Origin of the sequence: Staphylococcus sp. ACRSN, from assembly GCF_022346615.1 — a bacterium.
GTDB lineage: Bacteria > Bacillota > Bacilli > Staphylococcales > Staphylococcaceae > Staphylococcus.
Map to the genome: position 1 here is coordinate 289,200 of NZ_JAKRNS010000001.1, position 25,058 is coordinate 314,257.

The following is a 25,058-nucleotide window of genomic DNA, read 5'->3' on the forward strand; positions in this document are numbered from 1 at the left end:
TTAAGACGTGAACCATTCAGAATTAACATTTGGGCCAGTATAATTCGCATCAACATTTTGATTGAGTTCTTGAGAATTATAACTATCTGTGTATTGCCATAATACATGAGATGAAGTCGGTTGAGCTTCATTATAGTTGGCAATCCACACGCCGTCATAGTTGTTGGCAGATTGGGTTGCGTGTTGTTTCATAAAGTTTTCATATGAATAAAAGAGCACTTTTTTATTACCTGCTAAGCTTTTCATTTCATCATACCAAGCGTTTGTACTTTGGTCTGTCGTACCTGAAGTAACAGAATTTTGCTCAAAATCATTAATATAGAATTTTGCTTTTGGCGCACGATTATATAATGTTTGTGCCTCATAACGCGCGTCATCTGGATTTTCATACATGCTATAAGAATAGACACCGAAATCCATATTATATTTATCCAGAATAGCTGAATTATGACTAAGTGATGCGTCTATTTTTTCTGAGCCATATTGGGCACGAATAATAATGAAATCATAATTATCTTTTAAGGATTTGACCTGTTGTTCTGATAAGTCGCCTTGCCATTCGGAAATATCGAGTACACGATCTCCGCTATTGCCTGCTTCAGATTGCAATTGCTTTGAGTTTTGTTTTTTAGCGTTTATATCCGGATGATTCGAAACATATTTGTGATAACCATAACCCATTGTGCCTTTTTCGCTAGCATCAATTTGTGAAGCGTTTGTAGCTTGAATTGTCAAAGTTGATGCGAAAATAACACTCATTGAGATTAAACTTTTCTTGATTGTAGAAACCATAGCTTTCTCCTTATAATGTGCTTAAAATTACGTGACAATAATCGTTATGCAAAGTGATAAACAACTAAATATGTAGCGTAGTTGTTATGCTAATGGAATTATATTTATTTAGCAACCATATGTGGAAGTACATTAAAACTTTTTAAAAAATAATTATAAATTTAATAATAGAAGTACCTTAAAATTGTGTTGCAATACAATATTGTAATGATTTTAGAGGGGGTTTTTGTAGTTTAATAAAAAATGTTTCATATGAAACATAGTAATTAGAAATATGTATGTAGGGTTTGGATTATCATTGTAAAAAGTAATACCTTATGCTATAATTCTTGACTGTGAGTAATGAAAATTATTCCTTGCTTATCATACAATATGATGAGCCGTATAGACCACAAGGAGGTGCAATTATAATATGAGAACATATGAAGTTATGTATATCGTTCGTCCAAACATTGAAGAAGATGCTAAGAAAGCTGTCGTTGAACGCTTCAACGGAATTTTAGCAACTAACGTATCAGAAGTTTTAGAAACTAAAGATTGGGGCAAACGTCGTTTAGCTTATGAAATCAACGATTTCACAGAAGGTTACTACAATATCGTACGTATCCAAACTGATAACAATGAAGCTACTGACGAATTCCAACGTTTAGCTAAAATTAATGATGATATCATCCGTTTTATCGTTATTCGTGAAGACGAAGATAAAACAAGAAAATAATTAATGGGGGTCGCTTAAATGATAAATAGAGTTGTTTTAGTCGGTCGTTTAACTAAAGATCCAGAATATAGAACAACACCCTCAGGCGTGAGTGTTGCGACTTTTACCCTTGCGGTAAATCGTACGTTTACAAATGCGCAAGGGGAACGCGAAGCTGATTTCATTAACTGTGTTGTCTTCAGAAAGCAAGCAGAAAATGTAAATAATTACCTATCTAAAGGTAGTTTGGCTGGCGTTGACGGTCGCATTCAATCACGTAGCTATGAAAACCAAGAAGGACGTCGTATTTTTGTCACAGAAGTTGTTTGTGATAGTGTTCAATTCCTTGAACCTAAAGGTCAAAACCAACGCCAACAACAGGATGGAAATAATAATTTCCAAGACTATGGCCAAGGTTTCGGTGGACAACAATCTGGTCAAAACACGTCTTATCAAAATAATAACAAACCATCAAACAATAATGGACAATCAGATAATCCATTTGCAAATGCGAATGGCCCGATAGACATTAGTGATGATGATTTACCGTTTTAATCTACAAGTATTGTGTGAATACGAAATGTAGATTCAAAGATTAATCATAATATGTGTGAATTGTATTATATATGTGTGTGAAATGTGTGAAATATAATGCAATGAAAAGGTACACCTTCAGAAATGGAGGTGTATTTTTTTATGTTTTTTTACATAATGGATAAAAACATGTAGTGAAAACCCATATAAAAATTATAAAACATAGCTTAATCGAAAAGCTCTAAATAGATTAATATTAAAATAATAATAATAAAAATTTAAATTTAAATTTTAAGTACAAAATTGCTCATTAAAAATATTACGAAAATAGATATTAAAATGTTTAGAAAGAGTATAAATGGGAATTAATTTATGTAACTGTAACTTATAATAATTATTATACGATTGGTTATAAAATAGAATAATATTATTATATTTTTTTACTGTAGATTGATAGGAGGTTCGCTGCATTGACTGAAACAAAATTATTATCTTATGCACAAAAAGAAATATTACAGATTGAACAATATTACGAAAATACAAGTATTAGTAACATCGCTGGCGTAGTACATATGAGAAATAACATAACATATGATGAAATTAATGAAGCCTTTAATGAAATTGTGAAGCAACATGATACACTTCGTATCAGAATCACAAAGGAAGATGGCGTATATAAACAATATTTAGTAGATTATGAACATGAAGATTTTGAATATCATGATTTTTATCAAGATCAAGACGGATATGAAAAATGGATTAAAGAAACAGCAAGCACGAATATCTTTAATTTGGATGAGAAATTATATAAGACTGTCATTTTTAAATATCCTGAAGGGTACTATGGTATCTTCTTATTACAACATCACTTAATTAGTGATGCGTGGGGCGTAACAATTGTAGTTAATAACCTCATTAAGAAGTTGTTAGGTAAATCTGTATCTGAGGAAGATATTGGTGCAACTTATTTTGAAGCCATAGAAACAGAAGAAAAATATGAGACAACTAATCGTTTTAATAAAGATAAAGCATTTTGGCTAGAAAAATTAGAAAATTTCGAAGATAATATTTTATTTGATAAATCCACGTTAGATAGCGCTGTAGGTAAAAGAATAAGCATTAAATTACCTGAGGATGAAACTAAACGTATTTTCCAATTTTGTGAAGATAATGAAATTAGTATTAGTAATTTGTTTTCTGCTATCATGCAAATCATCAAGCACAAAAATACACTTTCTAAAACAAACTCTGTCGGACTACTTATACATAACAGGAATACGAAAAAGGAAAAATCATCAACGGGTATATTTTCACGCGTATTACCGATGATTGTTGATACTGATCCAGAACAAACAGTTCGAGACTATCTTGAAAAGATTCGTAGAGAAAGCTTGAATTTATTGAAACATAGAAAATATCCATATGATTATATTGTGGAAAATAGTGGCAATAAAAAAGGCTTAGTAGACTGTTTCGTTTCCTTCCAAAATACGCAATATGATGCAGAATTTGTCAAAAAAGGATATACGGATGAATGGTTAGATAATGGTACAAACAACTCACCTTTAAGTGTCAATCTTAGTAATAGAAGTAATGGTGAGGGAATGGATATCGATTACGATTACCAAATCGATGCATTAGACGAATCAGGTATCTACAATCTTCACGAAACGATATTCCACGTATTAAACCATATGATTGATCAGCCAGAGACCCAAATCAAGGACATTGAAGTTGTAAACGGCGAAGAAAAAACAACCATTTTGAAAGATTTTAACAACACAGCATTAGCGTTAAATAATAAAATGACATTTGTTGAACGTTTTGAACAACAAGTGACACAACATCCTACAAAGACTGCAATTACATTTGAAGGAGAAAGTCTCACTTATGAAGCCTTAAATGCTAAAGTAAATCAGATGGCACGTCAATTGCGTGCAGATGGTGTGGTTGAAGATTCGCTTGTGGCAATTATGTCTAATCGAAGAATAGAAATGATTATTGGTATATATGCAACACTTAAAGCTGGAGGAGCTTATGTGCCGATAGATCCAAATTATCCAACGGAACGTATTAATTATATTCTAGAGGATAGTGAAGCTAAAGTATTATTAACCGATCAATCTTTAGACAATGACATCATTTATAACAACAAAGTTATAGATATCACTCAAACTCAAAAGTTTGAAATATTAGATTCAACTAACTTAACTCACAATACGGATGTTTCTAACCTGATGTATGTCATATATACGTCTGGTACAACAGGGAAACCTAAAGGTGTACTTGTACCTGGCGAAAGTGTGATGAACCGTTTGAATTGGTTGATTGATAAGTATGATATTACGAACGAAGACAAGGTGTTTTTCAAAACGCCATTTACATTTGATGTATCAGTTTGGGAAGTGTTTGGATTTGCAATGATCGGTGCAGAATCAGTACTACTACCATCAGGTGAAGAAGGTAACCCTGAAAAAATTGTATCAGTTATTGAATCAACACAACCGACTATGGTCCACTTTGTACCGTCTATGTTCAGTGTGTTTATTAATTATATTAAATCTACAAATCAAGCTGACGCTGTGTCGAGTTTGAGGTATGTCTTAGCAAGTGGTGAGGCATTAAAACCAGAGTTAGTAAATCAATTTAATGATTTAATAGGTGGCAAAAATGATACATTATTAATTAATTTATATGGTCCTACAGAAGCGACGATAGACGTAACAAGTTTTGATTGTATCAGTGGTGAACAATATGACGCCATTCCTATTGGTAAACCAGTTGCAAATACACAAGCATATATATTAAATGAAAATAATAACTTGATGGCTATTGGCGTCGCAGGTGAATTATGCATTGCCGGAACCAATGTTACAAAGGGTTACTTAAACAGACCTGAATTAACTGCAGAAAAATTTGTAGATAATCCATTCGGTGAAGGGAAAATGTATCGTACAGGTGACCTAGCTAAATGGGAACTTGACGGTAATATTACTTATTTAGGTCGTATTGATGAACAAGTTAAAATCAGAGGTTATCGTATTGAATTAGGCGAAGTTGAAAATGTTTTACGTCAGCATGAAATTGTAACGGATGTTGCTGTCGTAGCGAAGCAAGTAATAGATGAAGAATTATCAATTTGCGCATATATTGTTTCGGATGCTGACATAGATGTTGAAGCTATTAAAGCACAATTAAACAAACAGTTGCCTGAGTATATGGTTCCTGCGTATATAATGCAAGTCGAATCGTTACCAGTATCACAAAGTGGTAAATTGAACAAACGTGCATTACCGGAAATAAAAGTTGATAGTAAAGATTATGTTGAACCACGTAATAATATGGAGCAAGTGATTGTTAATATTTTTGCAGAAGTATTGAATGTTGACCAAGTAAGTGTCTTTGACAATTTCTTCCAAATTGGAGGACATTCATTAAAAGCAATTAGTGTGATTAATGAAATTGAAAGTACAACTGCAAAACGTTTGCCATTAAAAGCTGTATTTGATAATCCTACTTCAGCGCAATTAGCGTATTTACTTGAGAGTGAAGAATCAAATGTTTTAGGACAAGAGATTCCGAAAGCGGAAACAAAACCGTATTATCTTACATCTTCACCTCAAAAACGTCTTTTTGTACTGAATGAAATGGTCGAAGGACAGACAGCATATAATATGGCTAGTATGTTAGAAATCGTTGGCGATGTAGATATTAAACGAGTGCAAAATGCATTTCAAGCACTTGTAGAACGTCATGAAGCATTGAGAACACGCTTTGATACTGTCGATGGTGAACCAGTACAAATTATCGATAACGAGGGGTCAATTGAAGTTGGTTATGATGAAATAGATACGACAGATTATGACGCGTTATTAAGCGAGTTTGTCAGACCATTCGATTTAACTACAGCGCCATTGTTACGTGTTAAAGTGGTGAAGTGTGACGAAAAACGTTATGTATTACTTTTTGATATGCATCATATTATTTCAGATGGCCTTTCTATTAACGTTATTATTAAAGAATTTACTGCGCTATATAAAGGGAGAACATTAGAGGAATTATCGATTCAATATAAAGACTATAGTGAATGGATGCGTTCAAGAGATTTAGATGACCAACGCCAATTCTGGCTATCTCAATTTGAAGAAGAGGCGCCAGTTATCGACTTGCCATATGACCATGCGCGACCGAATCAACAGAGCTTTACGGGTAAAACTGTGAGTTTAGAAATGCCTGAGCATACTAAGCGTGCAATACAATCGCTATCTCAACGTACCGGTAGCACAGACTATATGGTTCTATTGTCTTCATTTATGGTGTTATTGCATAAATATAGTCGTCAGGAAGATATTATTGTGGGTAGCCCAATCTCTGGTCGTACACATAAAGCAACGGAAAATATGATTGGTATGTTTGTTAATACATTGGCTATGCGTTCGAATCCAGAACGTAACAAATCGTTTATGCAGTTGTTAGATGAAGTGAAGGCGACATCATTAGCAGCGTCAGATAATCAAGAATATCCATTGGAAGCACTCGTCGAAGAGATTGTAGAAAAACGTGATTTAACACGTAACCCGCTATTTGATGTATTATTCACATTGCAAAATACAGAAAATGAAAGCTTCCAAATTGACGATTGGTCAACGAGACAAATTGAATCATCAGTTACAAATGCTAAATTTGATTTAAGCATGACAATTCATGACAATGATGGTTATAGAGTGGCATTAGAATATGCTGAAGAGTTGTTTGAAAGTGAAACAATCGAACGTATGTTATCACACTTTATGGAACTTTTATCGGAAATCACTGCGCATCCAGAACATAACATACGTGAATTAGAATTGATTACGCAGCAAGAGAAAAATATGATTCTAAATGACTTTAATGATACGACAGTGCCATACAATAATACACAAACATTTGTTGAACGCTTTGAACAACAAGTGGCAAAAGCGCCAGATAAAGTTGCTATTACATTTGAAGGAGAAAGTTTAACTTATCAAGCATTGAATGAACGTGTTAATCAGATGGCGTATCAATTACGTGCTGAAGGCGTCGGTGCAGACTCGCTTGTTGCAGTTATGACGAATCGTCGTATAGAAATGATTGTCGGTATTTTTGGTGCTTTAAAAGCAGGAGGCGCATACGTACCAATTGATCCAAATTATCCTATCGAGCGAATTAATTATATTTTAGAAGATAGTGAAGCGCCAGTCTTGTTAATAGACAAACCACTAGATGAAAATATTGTATTTGATAATAAGGTGATTGATTTAACAGCAGATAAATCAATTTGGTCATTGCCGACAGAGAACTTACCACATATTACTGATGTTTCGAATCTTATGTATGTTATTTATACTTCTGGAACGACGGGTAGACCAAAAGGTGTACTTGTTCCTGGTGAGAGTGTAATGAATCGTTTGAATTGGATTATTGAAACATATGGAATCACAAATGAAGATACAATCTGTTTCAAGACGCCATTTACATTTGACGTATCTGTATGGGAAGTGTTCGGTTTTGCGATGATAGGTGCTGAAGCAGCATTATTACCTTCTGGAGAAGAAGGTAATCCAGAGAAGATTATGTCTTTAATTCATACCAACAAAGCGACAATGGTCCACTTTGTACCATCTATGTTTAGTGTGTTTATTAATTTCATTAAGACAACAAATCAAGCGAACTTAGTTTCAAGTTTGAGATATGTCTTGGCAAGTGGTGAAGCGTTAAAACCAGAATTAGTGAATCAATTTAATGAACACATTGGTTTAGAAAATAATACAAGATTATTGAATTTCTATGGACCTACAGAAACTACAATTGACGTTACTAGCTTTGATTGTGTGTCAGGTGTACAATATGACGCTATTCCAATCGGGAAACCAATTGCTAATACTAAGGCTTACATTCTAGATGAAGATAATCATCTAATGGGCGTTGGTGTAGCTGGAGAACTATGTATTACGGGTGTCAATGTGACAAATGGCTATTTAAATAGACCAGAATTGACGGCTGAAAAATTTGTAGACAATCCTTTCGGTGAAGGTAAAATGTACCGTACTGGTGATTTAACACGTTGGAATGCAGATGGCAATATTGCATATTTAGGTCGTATTGATGAACAGGTTAAAATACGTGGTTACCGAATCGAACTAGGTGAAATCGATAGTGTATTACGCCAAAATACGGATTTATTAGATGTTGCCGTTGTAACAAAATCAATGACAGATGGTGATTTAGCAATTTGTACTTATATTGTTGCTAACCAAGAAATTGACTTAGAAGCAGTTAAAGCAGACTTAAGTCATAAATTACCAGATTACATGGTGCCAAGTTATATAATGCAAATCGATGATTTACCAGTAACACAAAGCGGTAAATTGAATAAAAAAGCATTACCAGAAATTAAAGTAGAAAGTAAAGCTTATGTTGCACCAACAACAGAGATGGAATCTATGCTTGTAAGCATTTATGAAGATGTCTTAAATGTTGAGCAAGTGAGTATTACGGATAACTTCTTTGAAATTGGCGGACATTCTCTAAGAGCTATTGGTATTATTAATCAAATCGAAAGTCGAATCGGAACGCGTTTACCGCTGAAGATTATCTTTGAAAGTCCAACAATAGTTCAATTAGCAAAATCAGTTGAACAATATGCAACTGATAGTAGTACACAAAGTATTCCGAAGGCGACGCAACAAGCATTTTATCTTACATCATCACCGCAGAAACGACTTTATGTATTAAATGAAATGGTGGATGGTCAAACAGCTTATAATATGCCAAGCATGTTAGAAATTAAAGGTGAAGTTGATGTGGAACGTGTGCAACAGGCATTCCAAACTATTGTCAATCGACATGAGGCATTGAGAACGCATTTTGAAACTAAAGATGGAGAACCTGTGCAAATTGTTAATGATTCTGCAACAGTAGTTGTTGATTACAACCAGTCCAACATAGATGATTATGAAACAATATTGAGTGATTTTATTCGACCATTTGATTTGAGTAAAGCACCATTACTGAGAGTGAGTATCGTTGAGTTAGCAGAACAACATTATATTTTACTCTTTGATATGCATCATATCGTTTCAGATGGCTTCTCAGTTAATTTAATTATTAAAGAGTTCACGGCAATATATCATAATCAATCATTAGCACCATTAGATATTCAATATAAAGATTACAGTGAGTGGATGCGTGAACGTAATTTAAGTGGCCAACGTGAGTTCTGGTTAGATCAGTTTAAAGATGAAGCGCCGGTATTAGATTTACCATACGATCATTCAAGACCAAATCAACAAAGCTTTACCGGTAAGACTTTAACGGTAGACATGCCTGATACAGTTAAACAGGATATTCAACGATTAACACAAGAAACAGGAAGCACGGACTATATGGTGCTATTGTCTTCATTTATGGTATTGTTGCATAAATATAGTCGTCAAGAAGATATCGTTATAGGTAGCCCGATATCAGGACGTACACATAGAGATACTGAAAACATGATTGGTATGTTTGTAAATACGTTGCCAATGCGTGCATATCCTGAGAGCAAGAAATCATTTGCCCAATTATTATCAGAAGTGAAAACACAGGCTTTGAGTGCATTTGATAACCAAGAATATCCATTGGAAGCACTTGTTGATGAAATTGTTGAGACACGTGATTTAACGCGTAATCCTCTATTTGATGTGTTATTTACATTACAAAATAACGAAAAAGATAGCTTAGCAATAGAAGATTGGTCTGTTGAGCAAAAAGAAGCGGCATACACGAATGCTAAGTTTGATTTAAGTATGACGATTCATGAAAATAATGGTTATCAAGTATCGTTGGAATATGCAGAAGAACTATTCGAAAGAGATACGGTTGAACGTATGTTAAATCACTTTATTGAAGTGATTGCGAATGCAGCACAACAACCAGAACAACATATTAGCGATATTGATATTATTACTGAGTCAGAACAAGATGTGATTTTGAATCAATTTAATGATACAGATTTATTATTAGATAATACTGTGACGCTTGTTGAACGATTCGAACAACATGCTGCACAATCTCCTGATAAAGTAGCTATTACATTTGAAGGTGAAACGATAACGTATAAAACGTTAAATGAACGCGCAAACCAAGTGGCATATCAATTACGTAATGAAGGTGTTAAACCAAATGACTTAGTTGGTATTATGTCTCAGCGACGTTTAGAAATGATGATTGGTATATACGGTATTTTAAAAGCAGGTGGTGCATATGTACCATTAGATCCAAGTCATCCGCATGAGCGTACGAATTTTATTTTAGAAGATAGTAATCCACGAGCGTTGTTGACCGATGAAAACATAGACTACGGTATTAAATTTGAGAAAGAAATTATTAAATTAACGAATAATACATTCCTTGAAAGTCTACCAACGGATAACCTGCCACTCGTGATTGATGAAACGAACTTAATGTATATCATTTATACTTCTGGTACTACAGGCAAGCCTAAAGGTGTAATGGTACCATATGGTAGCGTAATGAATCGTTTGAACTGGATGGTCGATTACTTCGAATTAGGTGCAACGGATAAAATATTATTCAAAACACCATTTACCTTTGACGTGTCTATATGGGAAGTCTTTGGTTGGGCAGTTATGGGTGGCGAAATTGTTATGCTACGCTCAGGAGAAGAGAGTAACCCAGAGAAGATTGCTTCCGTAATCGATGAGTATGATATTACGATGGCACACTTTGTTCCTTCAATGCTCAGCGTCTTTATAGATTTCATTAAGACAACACAACGACAAGACAACATCGCTTCGCTAAACCATGTATTTACGAGTGGTGAGACATTGAAAGTCGATTATGTGAATCAATTTAATGATTTAGTTGGCGGACCAAACCAAACATTGCTATACAACTTATATGGACCTACTGAAACAACGGTCGAGGTAACATATTACCCTGTATTTGCAGGCCAAACTTATACTGAGGTTCCTATTGGTAGACCGATTGCCAATTCCCAAGGTTATGTTTTAAACGAAGATAATAACTTATTAGGTATTGGTGTGCCAGGAGAATTGTGTATTGGTGGTGCCAATGTCACAAAAGGTTACTTGAATAGACCAGATTTAACAGCTGAGAAGTATGTTGATAATCCATTTGGTACCGGTAAAATGTATCGCACAGGCGATTTAGTAAAATGGAGAAAAGATGGTCAATTAGAATATCTTGGCAGAATTGACGAACAAGTCAAGATACGTGGTTATCGTATTGAATTAGGTGAAATTGAAAGCTTGATTGCTCAAATCGATGAAGTAGCGGAAGTAGCTGTAGTTACTAAAGCGCCAAAAGGTAGCGAAGAAGCAATGATTGCAGCATATTTTGTTTCAGATCATGCTATAAATTTTGATTCTGTCAGAGCAGTTTTATCTAAGAAAGTACCTGAATATATGATTCCGACATATATGACGCAAATTGACCAATTACCAGTTACGGCGAATGGTAAGTTAGATAAGAAAGGTCTTCCTGAAATTGAGCTTGAGACGAAAGTATATGTTGAGCCAAGGAATGAAATGGAAGCAACAATAGCTACGGTATTTGGCAATGTACTAAATATTGAAAACGTAAGTGCAACAGATAATTTCTTTGAAATTGGTGGGCATTCTCTGAGAGCTATCAGTGTAATTAATGAGCTTGAAAGTCGATTATCTGTACGCGTACCATTGAAAACAATTTTTGAAAACTCAACGGTAGCACAGTTAGCGAGCGCGATTGAAAATGAGTCAACAGCATCAACAAACCAAGAAATTCCATTAGCTGAAACTCGATCACATTACTTGGCATCATCACCACAGAAACGTTTATATGTATTAAACGAAATGATGGATGGTCAGACATCTTATAATATGCCAAGTATGTTAGAAATTAGAGGCAGTGTTGATGTGGCACGTGTACAAAATGCATTCCAAAAACTAGTAAATCGTCATGAAGCATTACGTACACATTTCGATACGATTGATGGTGAACCAGTACAAATTATTGAAGATAAAGTACAAATCAATGTGGACTATGAAGTTGCGTATACTGAAGATTACGAACCATTGTTAAATGCCTTTATCAGACCATTTAATTTAGCCAACGCACCTTTATTAAGGGTTAAAGTGGTCAAATGTGCAGAACAGCGTTATGTACTATTATTCGATATGCATCATATTATTTCTGACGGTTTCTCTATAAATCTTATTATTAAAGAATTTACAGAGCTATATCATAATCAAGCATTAGAATCATTAAAAGTACAATATAAAGATTACAGTGAATGGATGCATACACGTGATTTAAATGAACAACGTGAATTCTGGTTGTCACAGTTTAGTGATGAAGCACCAGTGCTTGATTTACCTTATGATTATTCACGTACAAATCACCAAAGCTATACAGGTGAAACAGTTAGCGTGTCTATTTCTGAAACAACAAGAACTGCAATTCAACAACTAGCACAAGAGACGGGCAGTACTGATTATATGATCTTGTTGTCATCATTCATGGTGCTATTACACAAATATAGCCGACAAGAAGATATCGTTGTAGGTAGTCCGATATCTGGTCGTACGCATAAAGAAACAGAGCAAATGTTAGGTATGTTTGTTAATACGCTAGCAATTCGTGCATATCCAGAACGTGAGAAGTCATTTAAACAATTGCTTGCTGAAGTGAAAGACACATCCCTTCAAGCATTTGATCATCAAGAATATCCATTAGAAGAACTAGTAGATGAAATTGTTGAGACACGTGATTTAACACGTAATCCATTATTTGATGTATTATTTACATTACAAAATAATGAAAAAGAAAGTTTGCAAATCGATGATTGGTCAGTTGAACAAAAAGAGCCATCGACTACGAATGCCAAATTTGATTTAAGCATGACAATCTTTGATGACCAAGGCTATAGCATTGCACTTGAATTTGCACAAGAACTCTTCAATCGTGAAACTGTTGAACGTATGTTGGCACATTATGTTGAAATTTTAGAGCATAGTGTTCAACAACCTGAACAGAAAATTAGTCATTTAGAAATGATTACACAGGAAGAAAAAGATATTATCTTCAATGAATTCAATGATACAGCCGTGCCATTTAATAATACGAAAACATTTGTGGAACGCTTTGAAACTCAAGTGGCTAAAACGCCAAAACAAACTGCTATCACATATGAAGGTGTAAGTTTGACTTATCAAGCGTTGAATGCGAAAGCGAATCAATTAGCGAACTATTTACGTGTTGAAGGTGTAGTACCTAATTCACCGGTAGGTCTAATGACAAATCGTAGTTTAGAAATGATGATTGGAATATACGGTATCTTGAAAGCTGGAGGTGCATATGTACCGATTGATCCTAACTATCCAAGTGATCGTATTAACTATATCTTAGGGGATAGTCAGCCAAGTGTATTGTTAACGGATCAGTCATTAGATGCGTCTATTGAGTTTGATAATAAGGTAGTTGATCTGACTGATGACGCGATGGTTACAACGCAAGCTACAGATAATTTAGAACCTGTAACAACAGTCGATGACTTGATGTACATCATCTATACGTCTGGTACAACAGGTAAACCTAAAGGTGTTATGGTTCCTTATAAAGGTGTTATGAACCGTCTAAATTGGATGATTGATAAATATCATATCAGCAGTGATGATACGATTTTATTTAAGACACCATTCACATTTGATGTGTCAGTATGGGAAATCTTTGGATTTGCTATGATAGGTGGTCAAGCAGTTCTGTTACCATCTGGAGAAGAGAGTAACCCAGAAAAAATCACTGATTTATTAGAACAACATCAAGTTTCAATGGTACACTTTGTTCCATCTATGTTAGGTGTATTTATTGATTTTATAAAATCAACAAATAAAGTAGACAACATTTCAACTGTTAATTATGTGTTGGCAAGTGGTGAAGCGTTGAAGCCAGAACAAGTGAACCAATTCAATACAGTTATTGGTAAACAGAATGACTCGTTGCTCATCGATTTATATGGACCGACAGAAGCTTCTATAGAAGTTATCTATTATCCATGTACTGCAGATCAAACTTATGACACGATTCCTATTGGTAAGCCAATTGCCAATATCCAAGCTTATATTATGAACGAAGATAATAACTTAATGGGTATTGGGGTTCCGGGAGAACTTTGTATCGGTGGTGTCGGTGTTACGAAAGGTTATCTCAACAGACCGGATTTAACAGCAGAGAAATTTATCGACAATCCATTTGGTGATGGTAAATTATACCGTACAGGAGATTTAGCAAAATGGAGCGCAAATGGTAATGTAGAATATCTTGGTCGTATAGATGAACAAGTTAAAATTCGTGGTTATCGTATTGAATTGGGTGAAATTGAAAGCTTATTAGGCCAAATTGATTATATTTCAGATGTAGCTGTCATTGCTAAACCTATGGCTGGTGAAGAGCTTGCAATTTGTGCATATCTCGTATCTGATAAGGATATCGTCAATGAAGATGTCAAAGCTATTTTAAGCCAGAAATTACCTGACTACATGGTGCCATCGTATATGGCTCAAATTGAACAATTGCCAGTAACTTCAAATGGTAAATTAGATAAGAAAAAACTACCTGAAATTAAAGTTGAAAGTAAAGCTTATGTTGCGCCAACAAATGAAACTGAATCAATGCTCGCGACAATTTATGAAACGAATCTTAATATCGAAAAAGTAAGTATTCATGATAACTTCTTTGAAATTGGAGGTCATTCGTTAAAAGCTATCGGTATTATTAATAAGATAGAGGCTTCAAATGGTGTGCGTTTACCGTTGAAGGCTATGTTCGAAAATCCAACAATAGCTCAATTAGCGAAGATTGTTGATGAACATGCTAACGAAACAACTGCACAACATATACCAGAGGCAGAAACAAAAGCTTATTATGCAACATCTTCACCACAAAAACGACTATATGTCTTAAATGAAATGGTGAAAGGTCAAACAGCATATAATATGCCAAGCATGCTAGAAATTCAAGGTGAAGTAGATCCAAAACGTGTACAAAACGTGTTCCAAACATTAATTGAACGTCATGAAACATTACGTACGCACTTTGAGACAATTGATGGTGAACCAGTACAAATTGTTAATGATTCAGCTGAAATCAATATTGAATATGCTGAGATTTCTACAGATAATTATGAGACGTTGCTAGATGATTTCGTGCAACCATTTGACTTGAGTCAAGCGCCATTGTTAAAAGTCAAAATTGTTAAAGTGGCTGAGTCACGTTATGTACTACTATTCGATATCCATCACGTGATTTCAGATGGTTTCTCAATCAATTTGATTATTAAGGAATTTACTGCTTTATATCATGATCAAACATTAGAAGAATTAAAAGTGCAATATAAAGATTATAGTGAATGGATGAGTACACGTGACTTAAGTGATCAACGTGAATTCTGGTTATCTCAATTTAAAGAAGAGGCACCAGTATTAGACTTGCCATACGATTTCACTAGACCAAAATCACAAAGCTTTACAGGTAAGACGGTTAGCGCTCAAATTCCAGCAGAAACAAGACATGCAATCAGTCGTTTAACACAAAAAACAGGATGTACTGACTTCATGATTCTTCTATCTTCATTTATGGTGTTATTGCATAAATACAGCAGACAAGAGGATGTTGTCGTGGGAAGTTCGATTGCTGGGCGTACGCATCAAGATACAGAGAATATTGTCGGTATGTTTGTAAATACATTACCGATGCGTGCATATCCTGAAAGCAATAAATCGTTTAATCAATTACTCAATGAAGTGAAAGATGTTTCGTTGAAAGCATATGATCACCAAGAATATCCACTGGAAGAATTGGTAGATGAAATTGTTGAAAAACGTGACTTAACAAGAAACCCATTATTTGATGTGTTATTCACATTGCAAAATAATGAAAAAGAAAGTCTAGATATTGAAGATTGGATTGTTGAACCTAAAGAAGCAACAAACATCAACGCTAAGTTCGACTTAAACATGATGATTGAAGATGATGGTGACTATAAAGTATCTATTGAATATGGTGCAGAATTATTCGAACATCAAACGGTTGAACGTATGTTAGCGCATTATGTCGAATTGTTGGCTAATGTAGTACAACAACCAGAAAATCAAATAGGCGAAATTAACATTGCAACGTCTGAAGAGAGAACGCAAATATTAGGTGAATTTAACAATACACGTGAAGCATTAGATAATAGACGTATATTTATGGATCATTTCGAAGCTCAAGTAGAACAAACACCTGACCGTACTGCGATTGTTTATGAAGGGGAAAGTCTGACTTATCAACAATTGAATGACAGAGCAAATCAACTTGCTTATAAATTACGCGGTGAAGGTGTAAAACCGAACATGGTAGTTGGCATGCTGACACAACGTAGTTTAGAAATGATGATCGGTATTTACGGTATCTTAAAAGCAGGTGGAGCCTATGTTCCAATTGACCCGAACAATCCGGTGGATCGTATTAACTATATGCTAAACGATAGCCAACCTAAAATCCTATTGACGGATGCAACGTTAGACGAACAGATTGAGTATGATGGTAACATTATTAACTTAACTGATAAGGCTGGATTAGCCCATCTTCCAACAGAGAATTTACCAAGTGTCGTTAGTGCCGATGATTTAATGTACATTATTTATACATCTGGTACTACAGGTAATCCAAAAGGGGTTATCGTATCATATGAAGGTGTAATGAACCGTATTAATTGGATGATTAAAGATTTCAATATTAATAGTGAAGATAAAGTATTATTCAAAACACTGTACACATTTGATGTATCTGTATGGGAAATCTTTGGATTTGCTATGGTAGGTGCACAACTAGTGTTATTACCATCTGGTGAGGAAGGTAATCCTGATAAGCTTGCTTCAATCATTCAAGAAAATGATATTACGATGGTTCACTTTGTACCTTCGATGTTAGGCGTATTTATTGATTACATTAAATCAACAAATAGAATGGATGATATTGCGTCGATTAACTATATTCCATCTAGTGGTGAGGCATTGAAACCAGAACAAGTAAATCGATTTAATGATTTACTTGGTAGACCGAATAACTCATTATTGATCGACTTATATGGACCAACAGAAGCATCAATTGAAGTCGTTTGTAATCCGCTATATCCAAGTGAAACATACGATATTATTCCAATTGGTAGACCGATTTCAAATGTTCAAATTTACATTTTGAATGAGAAGAATAATCTAATGGGAATTGGTGTTCCAGGAGAACTATGTATCGGTGGAATCGCGGTTACGCACGGATATCTAAACCGTCCTGGATTGACTGAACAACAATTTATCGATAATCCATTCGGAGAAGGTAAGTTATATCGTTCAGGTGATTTAGCAAAATGGAGATCAGATGGTGAGCTTGAATATATTGGGCGTATCGATGAGCAGGTTAAGATTCGTGGTTACCGTATTGAACTTGGCGAAATTGCAAGTCACTTACGCCGAATCGATGGTATCTCAGACGTAGGTGTTATTGTTAGACAAATGGTTGGCGACGATTTATCTATATGTGCTTACTTAGTATCTGACCAAGAGATATCATTTAGTGATATTAAAGCAGAATTAGGTAAAAAAGTTCCTGACTACATGGTTCCTGCATATATGATGCAAATTGAGCAATTACCATTGACTGCTAATGGCAAATTGAACAAACGTGCTTTACCTGAAATTGAAGTGGAAAGCAAGGCTTATGTTGAACCTAGAAATGCGACAGAAGCAACAATAGTAGAAGCAGTTAAAAATGTCTTGAATGTCGAACAAGTAGGCGTATATGATAACTTCTTTGAAATTGGTGGCGACTCTATTAAAGCCATTAAGTTAACGTCAGAATTATCTAAAACATATAATATTTCTATTAAAGATTTATTTGAACTACAAACGATTGAGCGTATTAGTGAATCGTTAGACGATAGTGCAGACACGAACTTGTTGACTAAATTAGCATCTCTAAAAGAGTTTAACTTAGAACAACCGCATCAATTTAGTAATGCATTCATGCAAGAAATCGCAAGTTATAAAGAAAACAGTGCAGAACAATATGATGTGATTGATGTAGAAGCGGTTAAATCTAACAAGAATGTATTGCTTACAGGTGCAACTGGATTCTTTGGTATTTATCTACTAAATAATTTGTTAGAAGATACTGACTTTGATATTTATGTGATGGTTCGTAGTAATAAAGAGATTACAGGCGAAACGAAGTTGCACAATAACTGGGTTTACTATTTTGAATCTCAAATTGACGAAGCATTTGCAAATAGAATTCATATCGTTGAAGGTAATATTGAGACTGAACATTTAGGTATGAGTGAATCGACTTATGAAGCATTGTCTGGAGAAATTGATTTAATTGTCAATGCTGCAGCAAACGTAAATCACTTTGCAACTAAAGATGCATCTTACGGCGCCAATGTTGGTGGAATTGAACAAATAATTCAATTTGCACAAGATGGCAAAGTAAAAGAAATACACCATATGTCTACAATTTCAATAGCTTCAGGTAAAGTTGAAGACAAGGCACAACTAACATTCTCAGAATACGATGTTGATATTGGTCAAAAACCAAATAATGTGTATTTAGATGGTAAAATCGAAGCTGAAAAAATCTTAATTGATAGTCGAGAACAAGGAGTAGAAACAAATATCTATAGACTTGGTAACTTACAGTGTGATTCTAGAACTGGATTGTTCCAAAAAAATGAAGAAAATAATGCATTCTATAGCGTTATTAAATCATTTAAGAAACTGGAAAAATTCCCAGAACTTCCAAATGACAGTTTAGAATTTACACCGGTAGATCAAGCTGCTGAAGCTTGTAGTACTTTGATTAAGAACAATCAACTAAGCAATGAAATACATCATATATACAACACACATCATTTAACATTAACGCAATTGATGAATGTTTATAATCAACATGATTATCATATCGAAAACATCCAATGGAATGACTTTATGGACTTCTTAATGGAATGTATCGAACAAGGTATTAAGAGTGATGAAATCAATGATTTCCTATTACACACTGGTATTTTAGATAATAATATGTTTAACAAATCACACTTTGAAGTATTAGATTTCAAGACGAATTATATCTTGGAAAAACTAAACTTTGAGTGGAAACCAACAGATAATGAAGTATTATCAAAAATGATCAGTCATCCAAAAAATAATTTCTAAGCAACAACTGAGGCAGCAAATATATATTTGCTGCTTCAATTGCTTTGCTAATACAAAATGTGGAAGTGATACAGTGGAAGTTACTGTATATATATTAGATACCAGTGATTCAATTTATCAAAATAAGCAAAGAAAAGCTAAATACTCAGAAATGTTTAAATGTTTTTGTGTTAAAGCGGCAACAGGGCATGAAATTAACGATATTGCGTTTAAAACAGGCGATTATGGGAAACCTTTGTTGTATAGGCCATATAACAAACACTTAAATATTTCACATACGGATGGTTTTTCAGTATGTATCGTCAGTGACATAAATGTAGGTATTGATATAGAAAAAATAGAACCAATCGATTTGACGATTGCTAAGAATTATTTTGTGCAAGCAGAATATCAATACATTATGAAAGATGGTTATAATAAAGCGCAGTTGAACCGTTTTTTTGAAGTGTGGACATTGAAAGAATGTTATATCAAGATGCTCGGAACTGGAATCTATAAAGCGTTAGATAGTTTTTCTATTACTCCAGAACATCAAACTTATAAGATGATTGAATTAGTAAATAATCAAGAACAACGTTTATCCAGTTTTCATAAATTATTATTTAACCAATATGCATTTTCAATAATTTTAGAAACTGCTAATCAAGATATAAAAGTAAATTTCACAGACATCACACATACATTTAATGCAGAATGTATATGTTAAGGGGCGAGAATATGGCAAAGACAACATTATTTTGTATTCCGTTTGCAGGGGGAAGCAAAACCTTATATTATCCGTTAAAAGAAAAATTACCAAACCACATCCAATTCAAACCATTAGAGTTACCCGGACGTGGTGAACGACTGATTGAAGATGCGTTAGATAGCATTGAAGATATGGTTGATGACTTAGCAAACCAAATTGTTAAAGAAAAACCAGAATCATTTATCTTACTAGGTTATAGTTTAGGAACTATCTTAGCATATGAATTATATTATAAATTAGATGCATTAGGTTATAGACCTGAGCATATGATTCTCTGCGCAAGCGAACCTATAGGATGTATAGACCGAAACAATAATATTGCGAATATGACAGATGAAGAATTCAAGCAATTTATTAAAGATAAAGGTGGCACACCAGAAGAAGTCTTAGCACATGAAGAATTATGGGAGCTTGTAAAACCTTCTCTTAAAAATGACTTCTTAGCAATAGATTACTACGATAATAAGCCTAAAGCTGAAAAAGTAAAAGCAAATATTTCTGTCTTTGTTGGCAAACAAGATAAGATTTGTGATCAAGATATCTACAAGTGGTCAGATTTAACGAGAGGCCAAGTTGATTATCAATTTTTCGATGGCGGACATTTCTTTATCAATAACCAATACGACGGTTTCAGTGAAAAAATAAAACTCGTCTTAAATCATTAATTGTAATGATTGAATGATGTGTAGTTATTTTACGTTTGCAATTTGTTGAATTATGAAAATATTACTATGAAATGTGTATTAATAGTTTATAACATATTGACAAATGTCATATAATTTTATACTATTAGTGGTGCACATATACACACACGTAAAGATTTAATACAATACTTCACACATATTTATAAATCTTTTAATAATAAAAACGTATAAACATGAATCGCCATAGAGTGATTGATAAAGAACGCATATGAACGTTATAAAAAAATAATCAATAAGGGAGGCAGTTAACCATGGCAGGTGGACCAAGAAGAGGCGGACGTCGTCGTAAAAAAGTTTGTTATTTCACAGCAAACGGAATTACACACATCGACTATAAAGACACAGAATTATTAAAACGTTTTATCTCAGAACGCGGTAAAATTTTACCACGTCGTGTAACAGGCACTTCAGCTAAATATCAACGTATGTTAACTTTAGCTATTAAACGTGCTCGTCATATGGCATTATTACCATATGTTAAAGAAGAACAATAATAGTTATTGTATCTGAACAACCCCGTAAGCATATGCTTACGGGGTTTTTTGTGTTTTTTGGAATTTGTGAAAATAGAGTTATAGAGAAGGGAGAATATGCTTTGAAAACAAGTGAATTTACTTTAACGATAAATCATTTTTTCTGGCAACTAGCTGTATTCTCATTAATAAATGAAATATACATAGCAGATTCACTCACTTATTTTCAGAGCAAATCTGCTATGTTCGTATATTGATTCAATTAGTTATCTATTTTGTCTAATGCTGCTTTAGGTACTTGGGATTTTTGTACTTCTTTATAACTTTGGGTATCACCTAAACGTACTTCAAGTTTTAAGTAATGATTTGGTTTTAATTTATGCTCATTAAATGAGTTAAACTTAATTTCTTTTGTATTACCGGAATGATTGGATGCAGTTTGTTTATATGCATAGCTAATGAATTTTTGACCATTATTTGCATAATTAACGTTTTTTTTGATTGGTTGTTGTATTTTGACGTAATAATATTCGTTGTGAATTAAGGGGTTAAACTTAGCGTAATCGCGTACTTTATTATTATCTTGATGACTTTCCGCATAAAGTTTCCATCCAACTAATACCAAAAAGATGAAAACTAATAATAATAAGATAGGTAATATTAGCTTGTAGATTGATCTCAAAAATAATTCCTCCTAACGAGATGTTAAATTATATTTTAGAGATTTTAATATATTATATCTACAATTTAAAGTGACAATATACCTTACAATAATGTAATTACATAAAATTTTCCATTGTATGTTATATCAAAAGAAGTATGTAAAAATAGCCTATTATAAACCTTTTTAAGAATAATTGTGGTTACTTCTTATGAATTAATCGTTTTTTTAATGCAATCATATTGACTGCTTGAAAATAAAAAAATGCTAGAACAATAAAATTAAATTATCCTAGCATGCTTATATTATAAAATCTTATTTTTTATTTGTCTGCGCTTTGATGCCTTTTGTTACAGCTTCGGCGAAATCATAGATATTCTGTCTATAGTGACTTGTGTTTTCACGTGTTAATCGATTTAATTTGCCATCTTCAAAAAATTGCTTTCTGTATTTAGTTGATATTTCTATTTGTACTCCCGAACCACTATCATTTTTGTTTATAATGTTATGTTCTGAGTTGCCATTGACATAGTGAGGACTTTTTTCAACATTGAAACCTTCTTTTTCAAGATACTTAGTAATAGATTTTGCCATTTTTTTATCTTTTCCACCAATATAAACGGCTTTTTTGTCTTCTTCAATGCCGTGGATGGAAATGGCTTCATTTGATTTATATACCATTTCTGTTAATTTAGGGTCGTCAAAATTTGTTGAGGTGATGTGGAGTTTTTTATTGTTTGAAGGTAGTAAACCTTCGAAACTATATAAATTGTAGTCACCTTTTTTCGAAATGATTTTTGCTAATTCTGATGTTCCTGGTTCAATACCTCCACCGTGAATTGCGGTAATGAGTATATCTTTGTTATTGGTTGTCTTGGTGTTAATTTCCCAGTCTTTGTGTGCATTAGTGTCTGCTTTAAGTGATGCAAAATCCTTGTAATGGTCTTTGTTTGCTGGTTGATCTTGTTTCCAAATATACAGTATGGATAAGAATAAACAAATAATGATTACAATACTTAACATTACACCATAATATAGGTAATCCTTTATAATATTTCTCATTTAAAGCTCCAAACAATTTAGAATAATTGATTACAAGATTATAACAAAATTACATATATTTAGATATTGTTATCAGTTTACAGTTAGGTTAAATCGAACGTTAAAATGAGAAAATTTTATTTTTAAAAAATAGTACATGTTTAACTGTATATTGTAAATGAAAAATTAAACTTCTTTTACAGCAAAGTAATTATCTTCTGGATCAGCAAAATTAAATACTCTACCCATTGGTAAAGTCATAATGTCACCAACAGTAATCCCATTATCGTTTAATTGTTGATATAGTTCATCAAATTGAGTAGTTGCAAATATAAGTGAAGGTGTTGCTGTACTTACACCCATATTCATTTCATCAACCTTTGCTTTGTCTTGTAGTACGATAGCAGTTTCAGATTGATCTTGTGGCAGCAATTTAACTACACGCATACCCATTTCTTCTGTATCTTCGGATACCGTGAAATTTAAGTGTTTTGTCCAAAATTGAATTACTTTTTCGTGGTCGTAAACATAAATCATTACTTCATCTAATCTTTTTAACATATAAATCAACTCCTCGAATGAATTGTTGTAATTACAAACTAGTATATAAAATTAGTTCAGTTTTGCAAAATGTTATGAGGGTAGATTCATTTATATATCGTTACATTTGTAATGGAGTTAAATAGGGTAAGTTTAATATAAATAGTATTAAAAAAGGAGAGTGAATATATGGATATTCAAACTAAAATGCAAATAAATGTTACATCAAATAAAGCTTTTGAAGCGTTTGTTAATCCAGAAGAAATTTCAGGATTTTGGTTTTCACATAGTTCGGATAGGTGGAAAGAAGGAAAGACTATTACCTTAAAATATGCTGAATATAATGCAGAATTAGATATTGAGATTACTCATATTGAAGAGAATCGTTTAATTGAGTTTACATGGGGGAATCATCCTGTTGAAATTCATCTTGAGGAAAATGACGAGGGTATTGTAGTAACCACAATTGAAAAAGATTTTGACGAAAGTGAAGTAGAACAGGTGTTAGGGCAAAAAGAAGGTTGGGTCTATATGTTAAGTTGTTTAAAGGCATACCTTGAGCATAATGTGAAAATTAGAGCTGCTTTGTTATAGTTTAAATACAAATCAGGAGTTTAGCATTATCTGTAAACGTATATGATATACGTAAGAGATTAGCCTAGACTCCTGATTTTTAAATTATTAATAATTAAATGGTATTAAAGGCTCATTTTGATGATGGTACCAACAAGCCAAAATACACCGATAATCAAACAAATCACACCAAAACTAATATAACTTTGTTTCTTACTCGCATCTTTGCGCTTAGGTGTTATTTTATTCATGATTAATAGTACGACACCGACAATGATCAATAAAATAGCTAGATATAGCATTGCTATCCCTCCTTAATTCATAAGTGAGAGTTAAGTCATTTACTATACATGTACCCGTAAAAATAAAGAGATAACTTTTTTGAAATTTTTTATTTAATGAGTGGAAGGAGCAAACTTTGTATTGGAATAATTATAGTGTTTTTGACAGGAATTTAGCATTAATCATGTTAAACTATGATTAATCAAAACATATTCATTAAATAATAAATTTATAATGTCATTTATAAATAGAATGAGATGTGTGTGTTATTTTAATGTAAGGATAAAGGTGGTTATTTGGTATGGCATTGCAATATGAATATCAATTTAATATAAATGACGTAGAAGATATGCTAACAGTATATCAATCTAATGGTTGGTTAAATCACAATCAAGAAGAAATCATCAAAATATTTAATATTAGTACGCATGTTATTATTGCTAAGGAAAATGGGCATGTTGTTGGCTTTTCACGCGCATTATCAGATGGTGTGTACAATGCAGCAATATATGATTTAGTAGTTCATACAGATTATCAAAAGCGAGGTATAGGTAGAGAAATTATCAAACAGATGCTTGAACATCTGGGGGATTTATCGTGTGTGCACTTAATTGCTACTACAGGTAATGAAGCATTATATGAAGAAATGGGTTTCAGTAAATTAAAAACTGGAATGGCTATTTATCGTAATCAAAAATTAAAAGATGAGTATACTGTGTAAAGTTAACAGCGATACTCATCTT

The 25,058-nt window shown here is 33.4% G+C and carries 13 protein-coding genes; 8 read left to right on the forward strand and 5 right to left on the reverse strand.

The annotated features are described in order from the left end of the window. Positions 1-792, reverse strand: a complete 792-nt coding sequence (locus MHZ36_RS01320; protein WP_239229109.1) for a GH25 family lysozyme — start codon at positions 790-792, stop codon at positions 1-3. A 412-nt stretch (positions 793-1,204) separates the two neighbouring features. Between MHZ36_RS01320 and rpsF the strand changes: the two genes are divergently transcribed. The 6 genes from rpsF (at position 1,205) to rpsR (ending at position 21,239) form a co-directional block, all read left to right on the forward strand. Then, the gene (gene rpsF / locus MHZ36_RS01325; protein WP_239229110.1) at positions 1,205-1,510 is read left to right on the forward strand and encodes a 30S ribosomal protein S6; all 306 of its coding nucleotides are present in this window, start codon (positions 1,205-1,207) and stop codon (positions 1,508-1,510) included. An 18-nt stretch (positions 1,511-1,528) separates the two neighbouring features. Then, a complete protein-coding gene (ssb, locus tag MHZ36_RS01330; RefSeq protein ID WP_239229111.1) occupies positions 1,529-2,044 on the forward strand; it encodes a single-stranded DNA-binding protein in 516 nt (171 codons plus the stop codon). Between the two features lie 449 nt (positions 2,045-2,493). Then, positions 2,494-19,293, forward strand: a complete 16,800-nt coding sequence (locus tag MHZ36_RS01335) for a non-ribosomal peptide synthetase (RefSeq protein WP_239229113.1) — start codon at positions 2,494-2,496, stop codon at positions 19,291-19,293. Positions 19,294-19,366: 73 nt separating this feature from the next. Then, the gene (locus MHZ36_RS01340) at positions 19,367-19,999 is read left to right on the forward strand and encodes a 4'-phosphopantetheinyl transferase family protein (RefSeq protein ID WP_239229114.1); all 633 of its coding nucleotides are present in this window, start codon (positions 19,367-19,369) and stop codon (positions 19,997-19,999) included. 11 nt (positions 20,000-20,010) lie between these two features. Beyond that, a complete protein-coding gene (locus MHZ36_RS01345; RefSeq protein WP_239229116.1) occupies positions 20,011-20,706 on the forward strand; it encodes a thioesterase II family protein in 696 nt (231 codons plus the stop codon). 290 nt (positions 20,707-20,996) lie between these two features. Next, a complete protein-coding gene (gene rpsR / locus MHZ36_RS01350) occupies positions 20,997-21,239 on the forward strand; it encodes a 30S ribosomal protein S18 (RefSeq protein ID WP_042737618.1) in 243 nt (80 codons plus the stop codon). A 241-nt stretch (positions 21,240-21,480) separates the two neighbouring features. On the opposite strand, the gene MHZ36_RS01355 is transcribed toward rpsR, so the two are convergent. The 3 genes from MHZ36_RS01355 to MHZ36_RS01365 all read right to left on the reverse strand — a co-directional run bounded on the left by MHZ36_RS01355 (position 21,481) and on the right by MHZ36_RS01365 (position 23,481). Beyond that, complete coding sequence (locus tag MHZ36_RS01355; RefSeq protein WP_239229117.1) at positions 21,481-21,900, reverse strand: YxeA family protein; 420 nt, start codon at positions 21,898-21,900, stop codon at positions 21,481-21,483. A gap of 294 nt (positions 21,901-22,194) precedes the next feature. After that, positions 22,195-22,941, reverse strand: coding sequence for a poly-gamma-glutamate hydrolase family protein (locus MHZ36_RS01360; protein ID WP_239229119.1), 747 nt, complete (start codon positions 22,939-22,941; stop codon positions 22,195-22,197). Between the two features lie 165 nt (positions 22,942-23,106). Next, positions 23,107-23,481, reverse strand: a complete 375-nt coding sequence (locus tag MHZ36_RS01365; RefSeq protein ID WP_239229120.1) for a VOC family protein — start codon at positions 23,479-23,481, stop codon at positions 23,107-23,109. Between the two features lie 168 nt (positions 23,482-23,649). On the opposite strand from MHZ36_RS01365, the gene MHZ36_RS01370 reads away from it, so the two are divergent. Further along, positions 23,650-24,054, forward strand: coding sequence for an SRPBCC domain-containing protein (locus tag MHZ36_RS01370; RefSeq protein WP_239229122.1), 405 nt, complete (start codon positions 23,650-23,652; stop codon positions 24,052-24,054). Positions 24,055-24,158: 104 nt separating this feature from the next. On the opposite strand, the gene MHZ36_RS01375 is transcribed toward MHZ36_RS01370, so the two are convergent. Continuing rightward, positions 24,159-24,335 carry a hypothetical protein gene (locus tag MHZ36_RS01375; protein WP_239229123.1) on the reverse strand — a complete coding sequence of 59 codons (177 nt, stop codon included), beginning with the start codon at positions 24,333-24,335 and terminating at the stop codon, positions 24,159-24,161. 281 nt (positions 24,336-24,616) lie between these two features. Between MHZ36_RS01375 and MHZ36_RS01380 the strand changes: the two genes are divergently transcribed. Beyond that, the gene (locus tag MHZ36_RS01380; protein WP_239229125.1) at positions 24,617-25,036 is read left to right on the forward strand and encodes a GNAT family N-acetyltransferase; all 420 of its coding nucleotides are present in this window, start codon (positions 24,617-24,619) and stop codon (positions 25,034-25,036) included. Positions 25,037-25,058: the final 22 nt, after the last annotated feature.